15 protein-coding genes are annotated in these 17,216 nt (G+C 66.4%); 9 read left to right on the top strand and 6 right to left on the bottom strand.

What is annotated here, in order from left to right:
• From cobA to ACP4XC_RS06240, 5 genes are all read left to right on the top strand, one after another.
• Complete coding sequence (gene cobA, locus ACP4XC_RS06260) at positions 1–1,035, top strand: uroporphyrinogen-III C-methyltransferase (RefSeq protein ID WP_427173995.1); 1,035 nt, start codon at positions 1–3, stop codon at positions 1,033–1,035.
• Between the two features lie 11 nt (positions 1,036–1,046).
• The gene (locus ACP4XC_RS06255) at positions 1,047–2,204 is read left to right on the top strand and encodes a uroporphyrinogen-III synthase (RefSeq protein ID WP_427173994.1); all 1,158 of its coding nucleotides are present in this window, start codon (positions 1,047–1,049) and stop codon (positions 2,202–2,204) included.
• A 153-nt stretch (positions 2,205–2,357) separates the two neighbouring features.
• Complete coding sequence (locus tag ACP4XC_RS06250) at positions 2,358–3,236, top strand: FAD-dependent oxidoreductase (RefSeq protein WP_427173993.1); 879 nt, start codon at positions 2,358–2,360, stop codon at positions 3,234–3,236.
• A gap of 92 nt (positions 3,237–3,328) precedes the next feature.
• On the top strand, positions 3,329–4,054 hold the full coding sequence (deoC, locus tag ACP4XC_RS06245; protein WP_427173991.1) for a deoxyribose-phosphate aldolase: 726 nt from the start codon (positions 3,329–3,331) through the stop codon (positions 4,052–4,054).
• 54 nt (positions 4,055–4,108) lie between these two features.
• Entirely contained in the window at positions 4,109–4,339 is a 231-nt protein-coding gene (locus tag ACP4XC_RS06240) for a hypothetical protein (protein ID WP_427173990.1), read from the top strand.
• Positions 4,340–4,458: 119 nt separating this feature from the next.
• On the opposite strand, the gene ACP4XC_RS06235 is transcribed toward ACP4XC_RS06240, so the two are convergent.
• Together ACP4XC_RS06235 and mfd are read right to left on the bottom strand one after the other, a co-directional pair.
• Positions 4,459–5,265, bottom strand: coding sequence for a metal-dependent hydrolase (locus ACP4XC_RS06235; RefSeq protein ID WP_427173989.1), 807 nt, complete (start codon positions 5,263–5,265; stop codon positions 4,459–4,461).
• Positions 5,266–5,268: 3 nt separating this feature from the next.
• Complete coding sequence (gene mfd / locus ACP4XC_RS06230) at positions 5,269–8,934, bottom strand: transcription-repair coupling factor (RefSeq protein ID WP_427173988.1); 3,666 nt, start codon at positions 8,932–8,934, stop codon at positions 5,269–5,271.
• 200 nt (positions 8,935–9,134) lie between these two features.
• Between mfd and ACP4XC_RS06225 the strand changes: the two genes are divergently transcribed.
• The 3 genes from ACP4XC_RS06225 (at position 9,135) to ACP4XC_RS06215 (ending at position 11,553) form a co-directional block, all read left to right on the top strand.
• The gene (locus ACP4XC_RS06225; RefSeq protein WP_427173987.1) at positions 9,135–10,658 is read left to right on the top strand and encodes an SDR family oxidoreductase; all 1,524 of its coding nucleotides are present in this window, start codon (positions 9,135–9,137) and stop codon (positions 10,656–10,658) included.
• Between the two features lie 52 nt (positions 10,659–10,710).
• On the top strand, positions 10,711–11,208 hold the full coding sequence (locus ACP4XC_RS06220) for a DUF2505 domain-containing protein (RefSeq protein ID WP_427173986.1): 498 nt from the start codon (positions 10,711–10,713) through the stop codon (positions 11,206–11,208).
• A gap of 213 nt (positions 11,209–11,421) precedes the next feature.
• On the top strand, positions 11,422–11,553 hold the full coding sequence (locus ACP4XC_RS06215; RefSeq protein WP_427173985.1) for a hypothetical protein: 132 nt from the start codon (positions 11,422–11,424) through the stop codon (positions 11,551–11,553).
• Between the two features lie 182 nt (positions 11,554–11,735).
• Here the strand turns inward: ACP4XC_RS06215 and ACP4XC_RS06210 are convergent, their stop codons facing one another.
• The gene (locus ACP4XC_RS06210; RefSeq protein WP_427173984.1) at positions 11,736–11,873 is read right to left on the bottom strand and encodes a hypothetical protein; all 138 of its coding nucleotides are present in this window, start codon (positions 11,871–11,873) and stop codon (positions 11,736–11,738) included.
• Positions 11,874–12,067: 194 nt separating this feature from the next.
• Here ACP4XC_RS06210 and ACP4XC_RS06205 point away from each other — a divergent pair, with 194 nt between their 5' ends.
• On the top strand, positions 12,068–12,292 hold the full coding sequence (locus tag ACP4XC_RS06205) for a helix-turn-helix domain-containing protein (protein ID WP_427173983.1): 225 nt from the start codon (positions 12,068–12,070) through the stop codon (positions 12,290–12,292).
• Positions 12,293–12,414: 122 nt separating this feature from the next.
• Here the strand turns inward: ACP4XC_RS06205 and sufU are convergent, their stop codons facing one another.
• The 3 genes from sufU to ACP4XC_RS06190 form a co-directional block, all read right to left on the bottom strand.
• Entirely contained in the window at positions 12,415–12,897 is a 483-nt protein-coding gene (sufU, locus tag ACP4XC_RS06200; protein WP_427173982.1) for a Fe-S cluster assembly sulfur transfer protein SufU, read from the bottom strand.
• Positions 12,894–14,225, bottom strand: a complete 1,332-nt coding sequence (locus tag ACP4XC_RS06195) for a SufS family cysteine desulfurase (protein ID WP_427173981.1) — start codon at positions 14,223–14,225, stop codon at positions 12,894–12,896. The genes sufU and ACP4XC_RS06195 overlap by 4 nt, the downstream gene beginning before the upstream one ends.
• 124 nt (positions 14,226–14,349) lie before the next feature.
• On the bottom strand, positions 14,350–17,022 hold the full coding sequence (locus ACP4XC_RS06190) for a LuxR C-terminal-related transcriptional regulator (protein WP_427173980.1): 2,673 nt from the start codon (positions 17,020–17,022) through the stop codon (positions 14,350–14,352).
• Positions 17,023–17,216: the final 194 nt, after the last annotated feature.

Below are 17,216 nucleotides of genomic sequence, written 5' to 3'. Positions count from 1 at the left end.
ATGCAGCTCAACATCGACCTCACCGGCCGAGAAGTCCTCATCACGGGGTCCGACCACGCCGCACGGCAGGCGGTCCGCCGCTATCAGGCCGCAGGCGCCATCATCTACCGCCTCAGCACGCCGAAGGGTTCACCACAGGACGGACCCCTGCCGGAATACCCGTTCCTGGTGGCCGCAGTGGATGACGGCCAGCCCGGCTGGGACGCGCTGCTGGAACGGTGCCGCGCGAACGGTATTCCGGTCTCCGCGGAACCCGCCGCCGGCCCGGTTGGACACGTCACCCTGGTGGGCGGCGGTCCCGGCACCACCGAGCTGCTGACAGTGGCAGCCGTCAAGGCGCTGCGGGACGCCGACGTCGTGTTCTATGACCGGCTGGCGCCCTACCAGGAACTGCCCTCCCTGACCTCGGGTGAGCTGGTGGATGTGGGCAAGAAACCCGGGCACCACAAGGTCAGCCAAAGCGACATCGAGAAGCTGATGGTGGAAAGTGCCCTCGCGGGCAACAACGTGGTCCGCCTCAAGGGCGGGGACCCTTACGTCTTCGGCCGCGGCGGCGAGGAAGTCGCCTCCTGCGTCGCCGCCGGCGTTCCGGTCCGTGTTATCTCCGGAGTCACCAGCGCCATCTCGGTCCCTGCGGCGGCGGGGATTCCAGTGACCCACCGCGAAGTCAGCCACATGTTCACGGTGGTGTCCGGACACGCGCCCCTCACCGAAAAGGAGCACACCCACCTGGCGGGCCTCGGCGGCACCATTGTGGTGCTGATGGGCATCGGCACCCTGCACCAGTTGGCCGCCGGCCTGCGCCGCGCGGGGATGCGGACGGACATGCCGATGGCCGTCGTCGAGCGCGGCTACCGCCCCGGACAGCGGACCACCATCGCCAACCTCGGTACCATTGTCACTGCAGCCGCCAACTGCACCAACCCGGCAGTGCTTGTCATCGGCGAGGTGGTGCGGGTGGCTGAGGCCAACCGCGGCCACGCCGAGGCGGCAGCTGATCTCGACCGCCTCGCGGCGTCACTGATGGGATCGTGAAGAGAAATATCATGAGCGCCACACACACTATCGCCCCGGATTCCGGTCCCAAGGACGCCTCTTCGCCGGACGCCGCCGATTCCCCGCTGGAGGGATTCCGGATCGGCGTCACGTCGCACCGGCGATCCCAGGACCTGATCGAGGCCCTGGAACGGCGTGGCGCCGAAGTCCTGCACGCCCCCGCGCTGAAGATCGCGCCGGTGCAGGAGGACATGCGCCTCATCGAGGACACGCGCGCCATCATCGCCGCCAGGCCCGACCTTTGCATCGCCACCACGGCCTACGGCATGCGCCGCTGGTGTGAAGCCGCGGATGCCTTCGGCATCGGCGAGGAACTCCTGGAGACCCTCGCCGCCACCCGGATGTTCGTCCGCGGCCCGAAGGCCCGCGGTGCGGTCCGCGCGGCCGGACTGGCCGACGTCGGGATCAGCAGCGACGAAACCACGGCCACCCTGGTGGACATGCTCCTGGCGGAAGGTGTTCGCGGCAAGAGCGTTGCCGTCCAGCTTCACGGCTACACCGACGTGCGTCAGCTTGAGCGCCTGCGGATGTCCGGCGCCAACGTGCTCACCGTCACCCCGTACCGTTGGGTGAAACCCGATGGCGAGGACAAACTGCCGCGTCTCATCGAGGCAGCCTGCAGCGGAAACCTCGACGTCCTGACGTTCACCAGCGCCCCGGCCGTTGACGCCATGTGGAGCACGGCCCACGAAATGGGCCTGTACAAACAGCTGGTCCACAGCCTGAAGACCACTGTGACCACGGCCGTAGTGGGCCCCATCACCGCCCAGCCGCTGATCGACGCCGGGCTGTCTCCACTCATTCCCGAGCGCTTCCGGATGGGCGCCCTCATCCGGCTGGTGTGCGAGCACCTGGCCCTGAACCACGTCCGGCGGCTGGAAACCCGCTCGGGCAACGTGGAACTGCGTGGCCGCTCGCTGCGGATCGACGGGGTACCGGTTGAATTAGCGCCTGCTCCGCTGCTGCTGCTCCGGGCCCTGATGGGTGCCGAGGGCGCGGTCCTATCCAGGGAATCCCTGTCCGAACTGCTCGAACTGCGAGGCTCGGTCCATGCGCTGGACATGACTGTCAGCCGGCTGAGGTCCTCGCTGCCCGATGGAAGCCTGGTGGAAACCGTGGTGAAGCGCGGCTACCGGCTCCGGGTGTGACGCGGGGCATTACCGGCCGGTAAACGGCATTGAACAAACGTGGATCGAGCTGCAACCTCCGGGAAACACCCCCGAAAAACCGAAAGCCTACGCTGGGTTTCATCAAGCACAACCGGCCAAACCATGGCCAAAACCCAGCGAAAGGGCCCTCACATGTCCGCTCCGGCAGCGTCCGCCTTCACGTCAACTTCCGTTCCCGCACAGTCCCCGCTTCCGCGGGTGGTTATCGCCGGCGCGGGGCCGGCGGCCCAGGCCCTGGTGACCCAGCTGTCGCGGGCCCGTTTCGCGGGAACCATCACCGTGCTCAGCAACCGCGACGACGTCCCGGCTGAACTGTTGGAGCTTGCATCCCTCCCCCAGGTGTCCGTGCGTTTCGGCCAGCCCGCCAGCTTCATTGACGCCGCCGAGCGCCGGGTGACCACCGCGGACGGACTGGAGTTCAACTACGACCAGCTGGTCATCGCCACCGGGTCCGCCCCCGCACTGGCCCCCGTTGACGGGGCGTCCCGGTGCCTGAGCTACTCCACCATCGACGACGCCGCCCGGATCGGCGATGCCGTGAAGGAGGTAACGCGCGTGCTGGGCAGGCGTCCGTTGGGAATCCTTGTAGGCACCGGCACCGCAGCGGGGCAGGCCGAGGCGGTCCTCCGGGCACGCGGCGTGCGGCCCGTCCGCACCACGCTGCGGCCTGCGAAGGTGGTCCCCACCCTGGCCGGTTCCGTCCTGCCGGCAGCCGGGATCCTCTTTGAGGACGGCAGCAGCATGAACGGCGACCTGGTTGTCCTGGCGGAGGAACGGGTGGCCCGCGATGGCCTGGCCGCCAGCGGCGGAGTAGCCACCGCGGCTAGCGGCGGGATCATCATTGGCCAGGACTTCCGGACGTCGGTTCCCGGGATCTGGGCCATCGGGGACGCGGCCTCGTTCGACGGCGTCCGGCTGGGACTGCTGGTGGCGTCCGCTTCCGCGGCAGGGGTGTGCGCGGCCCAGCTCATGCGTGCAACCCTGCAGGAATCCGTCCCGGCTGCGGCCTAGCGGCGTTGTGGCAAGATGGTCACCTGAGAAGCCAAGAACACCACGGCGCCCGGGCCCACAAAGCCTTTCCGGGCCCATCAGGAAGGACCACCATGAGCAACGAAGCCCGCACTGCGGCAACGGCCGAAGGTAACCGCGCCGACGCTCCGGCGACCATTGCCGCCTTCATCGACCACACGTTGTTGAAGCCGGAAGCCAGCGAGGCCGAGATCCTCAAGGTCTGTGCCGAGGCCGCCGAGTACCACTTCAAGTCTGTTTGCGTGAACCCCGTGTGGGTCAAGACCGTAAAAACCGCCTTGAAGGGGTCCGGCGTCCTGACGTGTTCGGTGGTTGGCTTTCCCCTGGGCGCCACCCCGAGCGACGTCAAGGCGTTCGAGGCACGGGGCGCCGTGCTTGACGGGGCTGACGAGATCGACATGATGATCAACATTGCGGCCGCCCGCGCGAACGACAAGGGCGCGCTGGTGGATGACATCGCACTGGTTGCGGAGGCCGTGCACGCGGGCGAGGCCATCCTGAAGGTCATCATTGAGACCGCCCTCCTCAGCGATGACCAGAAAGTCCTTGCCTGCCAAGCCGCCGTGGACGCGGGCGCGGATTTCGTCAAAACCTCCACGGGCTTCAACGGCGGGGGCGCCACCGTGGAAGACGTGGCCCTGATGCGCCGCATTGTGGGGCCCAATGTTGGCGTCAAGGCCTCAGGCGGAGTGCGCTCCCTTGCTGACGCACAGGCTATGATTGCAGCAGGTGCAACACGTATTGGCGCCAGCTCCGGCATAGCGATCGTCAAAGGCGAACAGGGTTCGTCCTCCTACTGATCGCTGCCGGCTGCGCCACAGTTTTTTGAGCCCCGCGGGGCCGAGGAGGAATGAATGTCCAAGACCGTTGATAGCCACAAGACACCTCAGAACGAGAACAGCCTGGCAGGTAGTGTCGCCCTGTTCGTGGTGATGATGGTCCTGTTCCTCGGCGCAATTTACTCGCTGTCCTTCCTCAGCCTGGGCAACCCGTGGCCGATGGCCGTGTGCCTGGTCCTCTTCGCCTTGGCGTTCTGGATTCCCCAGACCATTTTCGGCCGCTCGGACTCCGCCGGCGAAAACTAACCCGCCGCACGCCTTAAACACCTGAAGCTCCGGATTCTCCGGAGCTTCAGGTGTTTAAGCTTTCAGGTGTTTTGAGGCTTCCGTTGCCTCGGGCTTGCCCCCTTCGACGCCGGAACCGCTCAGCGGAACAGGCTGCTTCCCAGTGCCAGCGCGGCGGGCAAATGCAGCCGCGCGAGGGCCCAGGCCGCCACGGCCATGCCCACCATGGCGTAGGCGCTCACGGGGATCAGCACCAGCCATTCGCGGCGGGAACCGGCCCGGCCCAGGAGCGGGATGGAGAAGGCACCGTTGGACCTCCACACACCGTTGAGGACCGGAAGCTTCCGCAGGACCTTCGGCGGCTTGATCACGATGGGCCACAGGAGGGGAACTCCCCCGGTGGTGATCATGTCCCCCACAATGTGCACCGCCACTCCGGTCAGCATGGACACCGGCAGCCACGTCCACTGGTCGGGCGCGAACCAGGTCACCAGTCCGGCCATGGTCAGGGCGAAGATCCAATTGCTGATGAAACCCGATTTGGGAAACAGCTTGAGCGCCTTGGCGGCGATGTTGATCATAAACATGCACAACAGTCCGGCCCCCAGGGACAGGGTTCCCCAACCGGTGTGGAGCTGGATCTGCCCGGCCAGGGCCGCAAGCATCACGAAGAATGCGGCGCCGAGCACCGAATGAGTGCCCTGGCGGTGGCCGCCGCTGGCATTTTCGATTCCCACCGCGATCACGTTGGAGAGCGGTGGCAGCGAGTGCGCCACCGTGCTGGCGCGGTGGTCCCAGTCGCACACCAGCGCTGTTCCCGCCGTCGCCATTCCGCCGATCAGTATCCCGGTGGGATCCAGCGGATACCAGCCCAGCGTGTACGGGCCGGTGGACGCAATGGCAACCCACGCCGCGGCTCCGGACGCGGCGTGGTGTCCTCCCATCATGGACTAGCCCACTGACAGCGGGGCGTCGGAGAAGATATTCCTGATAACGCCGTTGGCCCACTCGAGGATTTCGGCATCCTGAAGGTCCCTGCCTCCGATCCTTGCCGTCTTCGGCTTCGGGATGAGAATTGCGTCCAGGGCCGGCTTTGACTGCGCTCCCGGGTACATGCGGTTCAGTCGCATGGTCTTGGATTCAGGCAGCTGTGCAGGGGAAAACTTGATGAAGTTCCCTTGAAGTGCGACGTCGGACAGCCCGGCCTCGCGGGCACCCACCCGGAAGCGGGCGACGGCGATCAGGTTCTGCGCGGGCAGCGGCGGCTCACCGTAGCGGTCCACGAGCTCGGCGAGCACTTCGTCGATCGCCTCGTAGGTGATCGCCCCGGCCAGCTTGCGGTACGCCTCAAGGCGCAGACGTTCGCCGGGCACGTAGTCATGCGGCAGGTGCGCGTTGACCGGCAGCTCGATCTTCATTTCGGCCGCCTTCTCCTCGGCCTCGCCGCGGTACTCGGCCACGGCCTCGCCCACCAGGCGGATGTACAGATCGAAACCAACACCCTGGATGTGCCCGGACTGCTCGCCGCCGAGCAGGTTGCCGGCTCCCCGGATTTCGAGGTCCTTCATGGCCAGCTGCATGCCCGCGCCGAGTTCGTTGTGCGTGGCCACGGCCTTGAGCCGTTCCAGCGCCACCTCGCCCAGCGGCTTCTCCGAGGGGTACAGGAAGTAGGCGTAGGCACGTTCGCGGCCGCGACCCACCCGCCCTCGCAGCTGGTGGAGCTGGGACAGACCGTACTTGTCCGCGCCGTCCACGATCAGGGTGTTGGCGTTGGAAATGTCCAAGCCGGTCTCAATGATGGTGGTGCAGACGAGCACGTCGAAACGCTTTTCCCAGAAGTCCACGATGATCTGTTCAAGGCGGCTCTCGGACATCTGCCCGTGGGCCACCTCCACGCGCGCCTCGGGCACCAGTTCGCGGATTTTCGCCGCGGTGCGGTCGATCGTGGAGACCCGGTTGTGAACGAAGAACACCTGGCCCTCCCGCATCAGTTCGCGGCGGATCGCGGCGGAAGTCTGCTTGTCCGTGTAGGGGCCCACATAGGTCAGCACCGGGTGGCGCTCCTCGGGCGGGGTGGCCAGGGTGGAGGTCTCGCGGATGCCGGTCAGCGACATTTCCAGGGTCCGGGGAATCGGGGTTGCGCTCATAGCCAGGACGTCCACGTTGGTGCGCATCTTCTTGAGCGCTTCCTTGTGTTCGACGCCGAAGCGCTGCTCCTCGTCCACGATCACCAGGCCGAGGTCCTTGAAGGCGAAGTCCTTGGACAACAGCCGGTGCGTGCCGATCACGACGTCCACGGAACCCCGTTTGACCCCTTCGGCCGTTTCCTTGGCTTCCTTGCCGGCCTGGAAGCGTGACAGCGGCTTGACCACAAGAGGGAAGCCGGAGAACCGCTCGGTGAAGGTCTCGTAGTGCTGCTGGGCGAGCAGCGTGGTGGGCACCAGCACGGCCACCTGCTTGCCGTCCTGGACGGCCTTGAAGGCGGCCCGAACCGCGATCTCGGTCTTGCCGTACCCGACGTCTCCCGAGATCAGCCGGTCCATCGGGATCTCACGCTCCATGTCCGCCTTGACCTCGTTGATGGTGGTCAGCTGGTCCGGCGTCTCCACGTAGGGGAACGCCTCCTCCAACTCGCGCTGCCACGGGGTATCCGGGCCGAAGGCGTGGCCGCGGGAGGCCATGCGGGCCGAGTAGAGGCGGATCAGCTCGCCGGCGATCTCCTTGACCGCCTTGCGCGCCTTGGACTTGGTGCTGGCCCAGTCAGAACCGCCCATCTTGCTCAGCGCCGGGACGTCCCCGCCAACGTAACGGGTGACCTGGTCGAGCTGGTCCGTGGGGACGAAGAGCCGGTCGCCCGGGGCGCCGCGCTTGGACGGCGCGTATTCCAGGACAAGGTATTCACGCACGCCATCGCCGCCGCCGGCCACCTTGCGCTGGATCAACTCGACGAAGCGGCCGATGCCGTGCTGTTCATGCACCACGGAGTCCCCGGCAACCAGCTGCAGCGGGTCCACGGCGTTCCTCCGCTTGGACGGCATGCGCCGCATGTCCTTCGTGGAGCCGGCGGAGGTGCGGCCCAGCAAGTCCGCTTCGGTCAGCAGCGCAAGCTTGAGCGGGTCCAGGACAAAGCCCCGGCCGAGGGGGGCGGTGGTAATCTCGATCAGCCCGGCCTGGGGCTCGTCGTCCAGCGAGTCCACCCGGGCACACGGGATGTCGTTGTCATGGAAAAGTTCCGCGAGGCGCTGCGCCGGACCGGGCCCTTCGGTGACCACCACAATCCGCCACCGGTCCCGGATGTGGGAGCCGATGAAGTCCATCATCTCGGCGACGTCGCCCTGGTAGCCGCGCGGCTCGCGGGCGTGCAGGTTGAGCACGTCCACGTCAGGCAGCAGCTCTTCATCGGTGGCCAGGGAGGTGATGGACCACCACGAGACACCGTGCGCCAGGGCAGTGGAGCGGGTTTCACTGAGGGAGCGGAAACTTGCCGAGTGCAGGGCTTCGGACGCCGCGGAGCCCAGAGCCGTGTCCAGCACCAAAGGTGCGGTGCCGCCGTCGGACGCCGTTGACCAGGCAGCCTCAAGGAATTCCTCGTTCGTGGCAGCGAGGTCGTGTGCGCGGGTCCGGACTTTTTCCGGCTCGATCACCACCGAGATGGAGCCGGCCGGGAGCTGGTCCAGGAATGGAACCATGGCATCGACGAGCACCGGCGCCAGGGATTCCATCCCCTCAACCGCGATGCCGCCGGCGATCTTTTCCAGCATGTCCCCCGCGGCCGGCAGCTGGGATTTCAGCGTCGCGGCGCGGGACATCACGGAGGGTGTGATCAGGATTTCGCGGCACGGCGGGGCGTGGAGCTCGGTGGGGTGGTGCAGGCCCGGGCCGCTCAGCGAGCGCTGGTCGGCCACGGCGAACCAGCGCATCTGGTCCACCTCATCGCCAAAAAACTCCACCCGGACGGGGTGGTCCTCGGTGGGCGGGAAGACGTCCAGCATCCCGCCGCGGACGGCGAATTCGCCGCGCCGGGTGACCATGTCCACGCGGGCGTAGGCGGCGTCGGCAAGACTCCGGACCACATCGGAGAACGGCACTTCCTGGCCCACCTTCAACGAGACCGGCACCAGGTCGCCCAGCCCCGCAACGATCGGCTGGACGACCGCGCGCACGGGGGCCACCACAACACGCAGGGCCCCGCTCGACGACGATTCGGGGTGGGCCAGGCGGCGCAACACCGACAGCCGGCGGCCCACCGTGTCCGAACGCGGGGAAAGCCGCTCATGCGGGAGCGTTTCCCAGCTGGGGAACTCGGCAACGGTGTCCGCAGGCAGGTAGGCACGCAGCGCCGCGGTGAGATCCTCGGCTTCGCGGCCGGTGGCGGTGACGGCCAGAACCACCCCGGCTTTTGCGTCCGGCCCGGTTGAGCCCTCGCGGCCCGCGCGGGCGAGACCGTCCGACATCTCCGCCAGGAGGGCCGCACGCAGGCCGGACGGAGCGCTGATCTGGTAATCCTCGCTCCGGGCGCCGAAGCCCCTGGCTGCTTCAGCCTCCACCCGGGCATATGTCTTGTCTCCGGCAAGGGCGCGGCGCAGGCCTGACAGGGAGGGGCCGTTGAGGCTCATGGCAGAAGCTCCTGAAATGATGACGGGAAAGCAGGCAACACGAATTCCCGAAATTCGCGAGAATCCCGGGTCTTTCCAGACTACCCCCGCGGCCGGACAGCGGGCACCCGCGTTCGCCATCAGCGCTCAGGCTCCGTTGCTAAGCTTGCCGGGCAGTGTGTTCCGCCCGTGTTTTCCGCCACGCCCGTAAGGAGCCTGCCGTGAACGATCGCCCTGAAGACACCAACTCCGGGCCAGCAGCCGCCGCCCGCACCGTCCTGGTGACCGGTGCGACCGGTTATATCGGTGGCCGGTTGGTGCCCCGGCTGCTGGAAGCCGGCCACCGGGTCAAAGTCCTGGTGCGTTCCCCCGACAAGATAGCCGGTGTCCCGTGGCTGGAGCAGGTTGAGGTGGTCCGCAGCAGCCTTGACGACGCCGCGGCGCTGCAGGATGCCCTCCAAGGGGTGGAGGTCCTCTATTACCTGGTGCACTCCATGGCCACCGGGGCGGGCTTCGAAGCCAAGGAGAAATCGATGGCGGAACTCGCCGCGAAGGCTGCCGCCGCCGCTGGCGTGCGCAGGATCGTGTATCTGGGCGGCCTGCACCCACGGAACACCAAGCTGTCCACCCATATGAGGTCGCGCGAGGCCGTGGGTGAGACGTTCCTCTCCGGGGCCGTGGACGCCGTGGTGTTCCAGGCAGGCGTGGTCATCGGCTCAGGATCTGCCTCCTTCGAAATGATCCGTCACCTGGCCGAGACGCTGCCCGTGATGCCGGCGCCGAGTTGGGTCCGGAACCGGATCGAGGCCATCGCCGTAAGGGACGTGCTCTATTACCTGGTGGCTGCCGCCAGCCTGGACCGGCCCGTCAACCGCACGTTCGACATCGGCTCCCGGGACGTCCTGACCTACGCGGGCATGATGAACGAATACGCCACCGAGGCGGGGCTGCCGCGCCGCCTCATCCTGGCATTGCCTGTGCCGGCGCCGAAGCTGGCAGGGCTCTGGGTGGCCCTGGTGACGCCCATTCCACTCTCCATGTCGTTGCCGCTCGTGGAATCTCTCCAGCATGACGCTGTCTCAATGGAGCACGATATCGACAACTTCATCCCCCAGCCTGAAGGCGGACTGACCAACTACCGCACCGCCGTCGCGCTGGCCCTCGGCAAGGAACGGGACGGACAGGTCGAAACCACGTGGGCAAATGCCGGAGTGGACGCGGACCCCCTGCCGAGCGACCCTGACTGGGCCGGGCACAGGGTCTACGTGGACGAACGGACCTTCCATAGCGACGTTGATCCCCGCCACGTCTGGACGGTCATCGAAGGCATCGGCGGCCGCAACGGCTGGTACTCGCTTCCGCTGGCCTGGCAGGTCCGCGGCTGGCTGGACAAGCTGACCGGCGGCGCCGGGCTGCTACGCGGACGCCGGCATCCAAAGAACCTGGCTCCAGGCGAAGTGGTGGACTGGTGGCGGGTAGAACGGATCGACCGGGGCAGGCTGCTGCGGCTGCGCGCCGAAATGAGGGCCCCCGGACGCGCCTGGCTGGAGCTCTCCGTGGAGCCCGATGGCACCGGAAGCCGGTACCGCCAACGGGCCATTTTCTTTCCCCGCGGCCTGAGTGGCCGGCTCTACTGGCTGGCCGTCCTGCCGTTCCACAGCATCATCTTTCCGGCCATGTCGCGCAATATCACGGCGGCGGCCCAGACGATCGCCAATGCGGAGGCCAGCCAGAGGGCAACGTAGGATGTTGAGGGCAAAAAACCGATGCCCCACACCACCACCCCTTGGAGGAACAATGGCACTGAGTGCTTCCACCACCCTGCCGCACAGCGTTGAACGTGTAGCAGAGGTACTTGTCAATGAGGATTTCCAGCGCCACACCAGTGAGCTGGTGGGCGGCACCCTGGAATCGTTTACTGTCGACGGCGATGTGGCCGGCGCCTTCAGCACCACCTCGGTGCGGACCCTGCCCACCACCCGGCTACCCGAAATTGCGCGGAAGTTCGTCGGCGACAGCCTCACCGTCACCCAGCTCGAAAAGTGGGACGCACCGGCGGCGGACGGTTCACGCCAGAGCAACATCAGTATGAAGATCGCCGGCGCTCCCCTGGACGTCAGCGCCGTCCAGCGCCTGGTTGCCGAGGGCGGCAGCACCCGCATTGAGCTCGAAGGCAACGTGACGTCCTCGGTGCCATTCCTGGGCGGCAAGATCGCCGAAGCGGCCGAGCCCATGGTGGGCAAGGCACTGAACATCCAGTCCCAGCAGGCCCAGGCCTGGCTGGAAGGGCACTGATCCCGGCACGTTAGGTGCTGATTGCCCGGATCCAGCCCGGCTGAACCAGTGGCCGGCCCCGGCCGTGGAGAGCCCCGCCTTGCCTCGCGGGACTCTCCACGGTCAGCGCGCCCCGGCACTCGAGTATCCGGGCCCGCAAATGGAGTGGTCCGCCTGGCAAGAGCAGTGGGCGCCACGCTGTTACCGGACCGTGATAAGGCCTAAATTTCTGCTATGGACGCGAACAATATGGAACGGGTCTGGCACGGAAATCACCGCAAGGTGGACCGAAAGAATTGGTCTCTATATTTCGCCCTGACCCTGTTGGGCATCATTTCATGGGTGATCATCGTATTCCCCCACTAAAACTCGGATCGTCTCCGATGTATTAAGCTCCGGCCGGCCAATACCAGCCGGAGCTTTGTTTTTATCGGCTAAATTGTCCCTTGCGCGCCGGGTCCGGAGGGGGCCTTCGCCGCCGACTCCGCAGGCCTGAATAGGGCCGGCGGCCTGGATTGCCGACCGGTCGTCGCCGCCACCTGCGCGTCTCAGTGGACGAATTTCGAGAGGGCTGCTGCGATGGTGAGAACTGTCAATATAACCAGCGCCGCGACCACAATAAACTCGGCCCGGTGAATTCGGTGCTCCGTCTGGCGCCATTCGCGCCGATCATCCATCTCAATCATTTTAAAATACTAGGTCCAGCCCGGAGAAGCCACTAGAGTAGTCACTACTTGTCTTTATCCCCATAGCTGCGCGCTCTTCACATGAGGCTCACGGTGCCATAAAGTATCCATAGGATCAGCGATCGGCTCAGCGACGTTTGTCTTTGGAATGACTGTCTTAGGATTGAACTACGTCCCAGGGAGAGCTGAGCACCGTGGCCGCTGAAGGTTTTTCAAACACCCGCTTCCTCACCGTTTCCGAAGTCGCCGAAGTCATGCGTCTTTCGAGAATGACCGTTTACCGCCTCGTCAAGGCGCACGACCTGCCGGCAGTCCGGTTTGGCCGGTCCTACCGGGTTCCCGAGCATGCCATCGAGGACTACGTCCAACACCACTCAACACTGGCGGAGGATGAAAAACCGGGGAGCCCCCACGACTAGGCCGCCCTTATGTGCCTCTTTCGCCCCGGACCGGTCCCCGCGGTCAGACCCGGTCTAAGTCTTGGTCCAGGCGTCTTGGTCCAGGCGTCTTGGTCCAGGCGTCTTGGTCGAGGCGTCTTGGTCTAGGCAGAGACAGCCTGATGGAGGGCGTCCTCCGCAGCCACCCAGGCCAGCATGGCGCACTTGACCCTGGCCGGATACCTGGCCACGCCGGCCAGAGCGGCGGCATCCCCCAGCTTTTCCTCGTCTGCCTCGATGCGGCCCCGCGAGCGCATGAGCTCCCGGAAGTTTCCAATGATTTCCTCCAGCGCCTGAGGCGTCATGCCCTCGCCCAACTCGCTGAGAATCGAGGCCGATGCCATCGAGATGGCGCACCCGTCCCCGTGCCAGCGGATGGCCTTCACCGTTGGATATGCCCGGCCTGCAGGGTTCAGTTCGAGCCGCAGGGTTATTTCGTCGCCGCAGACCGGGTTCAGCTGGTGGCACTGTCCCATTCCATGCGGGATCGGGGTGGCGCCGGCCTCCTCCACCGTGAGGTCCGCTCCGCTGCGGCTCTTCGCATGCTCGAGGATCAGTTGCTGGTACATCGCATCGAGGGCGCTCATTTGGCGGCTCCCGCGGTGACAGCACCGAAGTACGGCCGCACCTGGGCAACAGCATCAATCAGCATGTCCACTTCCTCAGTGGTGTTGTACAGGTAGGTGCTCGCTCGGGTGGTGGCCGTCAGGCCCAGCCGGCGGTGGAGCGGTTGGGCGCAATGGTGTCCCACGCGAACGGCGATGCCCAAGCTGTCGAGGTACTGCCCGACGTCGTGGGCGTGGACGCCGTCGACATCGAAGGCGGCAAGGCCCAGGCGCTCCCTGCCGGCCGCAGGCCCCAGGACCCGGACACCGTCGATGGCGCCGAGCCCGGCTACAAGGCGCTCCCCCAGGACGGCCTCCCACCCCGCGATCCGTTGCATGCCGGTCTCACGAAGGTAGTTTGCGGCAGCAGCCAGAGCCACTGCCTGGGAGATCGGCTGGGTGCCGGCCTCGAACCGCTGGGGGGACGGGAGGTACTGCGCCTCTTCCATGGTTACGGTGGTGATCATGGAGCCACCCGTCAGGAACGGGGGCATGGCGTCCAGCAGTTCCTTGCGGCCGTAGACGGCGCCGATTCCCGTGGGCGCCAGCATCTTGTGTCCGGAGAAAACCGCGAAGTCAACGTCGAGCGCCTTGAGGTCAAGGGGCAGATGAGGCGCGGATTGGCAGGCGTCCAGCACCACCAGGGCACCAACTTCCCTCGCCATGGGCACCAGCTCCGATACGGGGTTGATTGTTCCGAGCACATTGGAGGCATGCGTGAAAGACAGCACCTTGGTCCGGCCGGTGACAAGGCGCCGGGCCTCCTCGAGCCGCAGCGCGCCGTCGTCGTCGATGGGAATGAACTTCAAGGCGGCGCCGGTCCGCCGGCACAGCTCCTGCCAGGGAATTAGGTTGGCGTGGTGTTCCATCTCCGTGACCAGGACCTCGTCGCCGGGGCCCAGGGTGAAGCGGGCGGCCGCGCTGCCCACTGTGCCGACGCTAGCGTTGGAAAAAGAGTAGGCCAGCAGATTGAGTCCGGCCGTGGCGTTTGCGGTCCAAACAAGCTCATCATCCCGCACGCCCACAAAAGCGGCCACGGTGGCGCGGGCGTCCTCGAACGCATCCGTTGCCTGCACGGCAAGGTGATGCGCGCCGCGGTGCACAGCAGCGTTCCGTAGTTCGTAGAACTCCTGCTCAGCTTCAAGCACGCTCCGGGGATTCTGCGACGTGGCACCGGAATCGAGGTAGACGAGGCGCTTGCCATTGACTTCCTGCTCCAGGACGGGGAAGTCGTTGCGGATTCGCTGGACCTCATCGCCGCTGAGCGCAGCGTGGATTTCACCGGTAGCGGGCGTGGACACCATGGCCAAACTGGATCTCCTTGATGGGAAAAACCTGCCAACGTGCGTGATGCCGTCACCAGGCGCACCGCGTGGTCGGGCGGTGCTACACCACCATTGTCCCACTAATGCCGCAGGGCAGTTCCGGGAACGGTTACTGCTGCCCGGCGTTCTGGTTCCGCCAGAGTTCGGCCAGCTCACGGCGCCGGGAAACACCGAGTTTCCCGTAGATCCTTTGCAGATGCGCATTGACCGTATTGACTGCGATGCCGAGCCGAGCGGCGACGTCGGCGCTCCCCAGTCCGGAGACCACCAGGACCGCCACTTCACGCTCCCTCGCGGAGAGCTTTGCGGTGTCCGCACCGGTGCCGCGTCCTTCCCCGGAGCCGGGTTGGACCCCGGCCATGCCCCCCACCGGCTGGCGTCGAGACCCGACGGGCAGCCAGTCCAGGGAATCGACGGGGAGTGCCCCCCTGCCGGCAACGCTTCCCCAGTTCCAGTCCGGCGGCCCTTCCCCGGGCCGCGGCGTCTCTGCCCGTGGCGCAACGCCGAGGTTGAGCAGTTCCATTGCCCGGCGTCCGCGGTTTCCACCGGCGGTTACCGGGTTGCGGACTCCGCGCTGGCGGGAACCAACCGCATTCGCGGATGTGGCGGCCGTGAAATATCGGGCGGGTGTAGCCGCATCAGGCGCAGAAACGGCAGGCACCGTGGCATATTCCCCGGTCGGCCCGGCAATGAATCCCCCGCCCGCGGGGTGGCCGCCCCGCGGGGCCGGTGAGCTCCGCAGCTGATCGAGGTCCCAGGTCAGCCACGCGGCGGTTGCCTGGGTCCCCAGCGTCAGGGTCAGGAGGTCATCGGGATCTCCGGCGTCCCCCTGCCACGGCTCCTGGCACGGCTGCCCCGGGTGGCCCGCACCGGTGTGCCGGCACAACATCATCGCCCGAAAAAGCTGCATGGGGCCACCGGGATAACTCATCCATCGCGTGCTCCCGGCGCAATCGGCGGCCGCCGACCCGGTCTCCGGCGACTGCCCCAGCCTGGTCAGGTTGGAGGCGTGGATGGTGAGCACCGTGGAATGGAAATCAACGTTGCAGCGGGGCAGGCATTCCACGGCGCCGAGCGCGCGGCTGGAAAGTGCGACCGCGTCGGCAAGCTGGCCGCGTGCGGACAACCCCTGCGAAGCGAGCGCCAGCAGGAGAATGCCCGCGTGGCTTCCGGGAACTGGGTCCGGGCCAATGTCGGTGCTGGCCTCGCTGTCGGCGCCCGCTGCAGCCCGGTCCGGACAAAGCCGGTGGAACAGCTCCCCTGATGGGCTGGGCCACGTTCCATCCCTCGATTCCAGGTACAGCTGGAGAACGTCCAGTTCGTCCTCCACCGCGTGCTGGTAATTGTCGGCGGCACTATCACCCCCGGAGGCCGCAGCTGCCATGCTCAACCGCTGCCTGGCCCTGTCCAGGACGGCCTGTAAGGCGTCCCTGCCCGGGTTTGTGGGAACAAGCGCTTGAATCAGCAACGCCACGGCCCGCGCAAATTCGATGCTGAGGACAGCAGGGGTGGTGTCCACCAGGGTTCTGAGCAGAGCCACGCTCTTGCCGTATTTCCTCAGATGAAACCAGGCCCGGGCCATTTCGGTCTGGGCCAGAAGGTGCAGCTCGGGGGCCCTCACGGCTTCGGCGGCGCGGAGGGCACGGTGGCTGTCGTAGAGGTTGTTCGCGGTTGTGGCGACCGCCATCAGGTCCAGGTCCGGCACCATGGTGCCGTTGTCCAGGTCGCTGTCCACCCGCCGCAGGAAGTCCCACAGCGAGTCGTCCCGCAGCGGCGCCGGCTGACTGAAGAGCCTACCGCGCAGTTCCCGTGCCCGCGCTCCGGATAACTCCTGCCGCGCGACCTCCCCTTCAAGGGGATGGCGCAGGCAGACGGCGGCGTGACCGTCCCGCCGAATCTGGATAATGTCCCGCTGTTCCAAGGCCGTCAAAGTCTCCGGCGGAGCCATGTGGGTCAACGCCGCCAAGGGCGCCGGCTCGCCTGCCGCCAGGCAGTCAACCACGCGGCGTTCCTCCGGGGTCAAGGCGCCCAGCCTCAGCCGCGCCAGGTCCTCCTCCTGCCTGCCATGGGATGCCAGCGCACGCATCAGGACGCAGGTTCCGGACTGCACCACGATATCGCCGTCGGCCAGCGCCTTCTCGGTCAGCCAAAGAGCCATGAGCGGGCTTCCGCCCGATTGTGCGTGGACTGCCTTGATCAGTGCGCGATTGGGCCGGGCAGGCAGGAGCAGCTGAAGGTAGTGGCGCATCCGTTCCGGGGTGAGAGCCTCCAGCGAGACCACGGACAGCTGCCTCGCCACCACCGCCTCCATCAGGCTCATCTGCAATTGCCGGTCCGAGCGATGGCTGGCGAGAATCTTGATGTCGGGCTCGGCAAGGAGTTGGCTAAGCACCCAGAGCGAGAGGCCGTCCAAATGGTCCACGTTATCCAGTACCACGACGATTCCCGTGGCGCCGGGATCCCGGTTCCGGAGGGCGTCCCGGCAGGCCCGGACAATCGTGAGGGGCGATACCTTGGCCCCTGCGGGCAAATCAGGGGCGAGTATGGCCCCGATGCCCAACTTCGTGCGCGCGCATGACTCCGGAATGCTGTATGTGCCAACCGCAAACTGCCGGGACAACACATCGGCGGCGGCGTCAAGGAGCGTGGACCGGCCGGAGCCGGCAGGGCCTGTGACGATCACTCCTGAACTTTCGGACCCGGCCAGCGCGCGCACCACAGCCTTGAGCTCGGCCGCACGTATGACCGGGGGGAAAGATGCACTCCCAGCCCTCAGTTCCATGGTTTCGTCGATTCCTCTAGCCACCGGAGCCCAACGTTCCGGACTGCCCCCAATCTCCTGCCGGCATTAACAACTACAACGCTACCCACCGTCCGGACGCAGTTGCGCGAGTAGTGACTACTCGAAAATCCAGCCTGCTGCGCGCAGTCCGGGTCGGGCTACTCACGCCGCCCGTGTAGAGTTGGGCGCGTATT

The sequence above is a fragment of the Arthrobacter sp. 92 genome, from assembly GCF_050260325.1.
In the GTDB taxonomy this organism is placed as follows: Bacteria; Actinomycetota; Actinomycetes; order Actinomycetales; family Micrococcaceae; genus Arthrobacter.
This window is presented reverse-complemented; position numbering and strand designations above follow the sequence as displayed.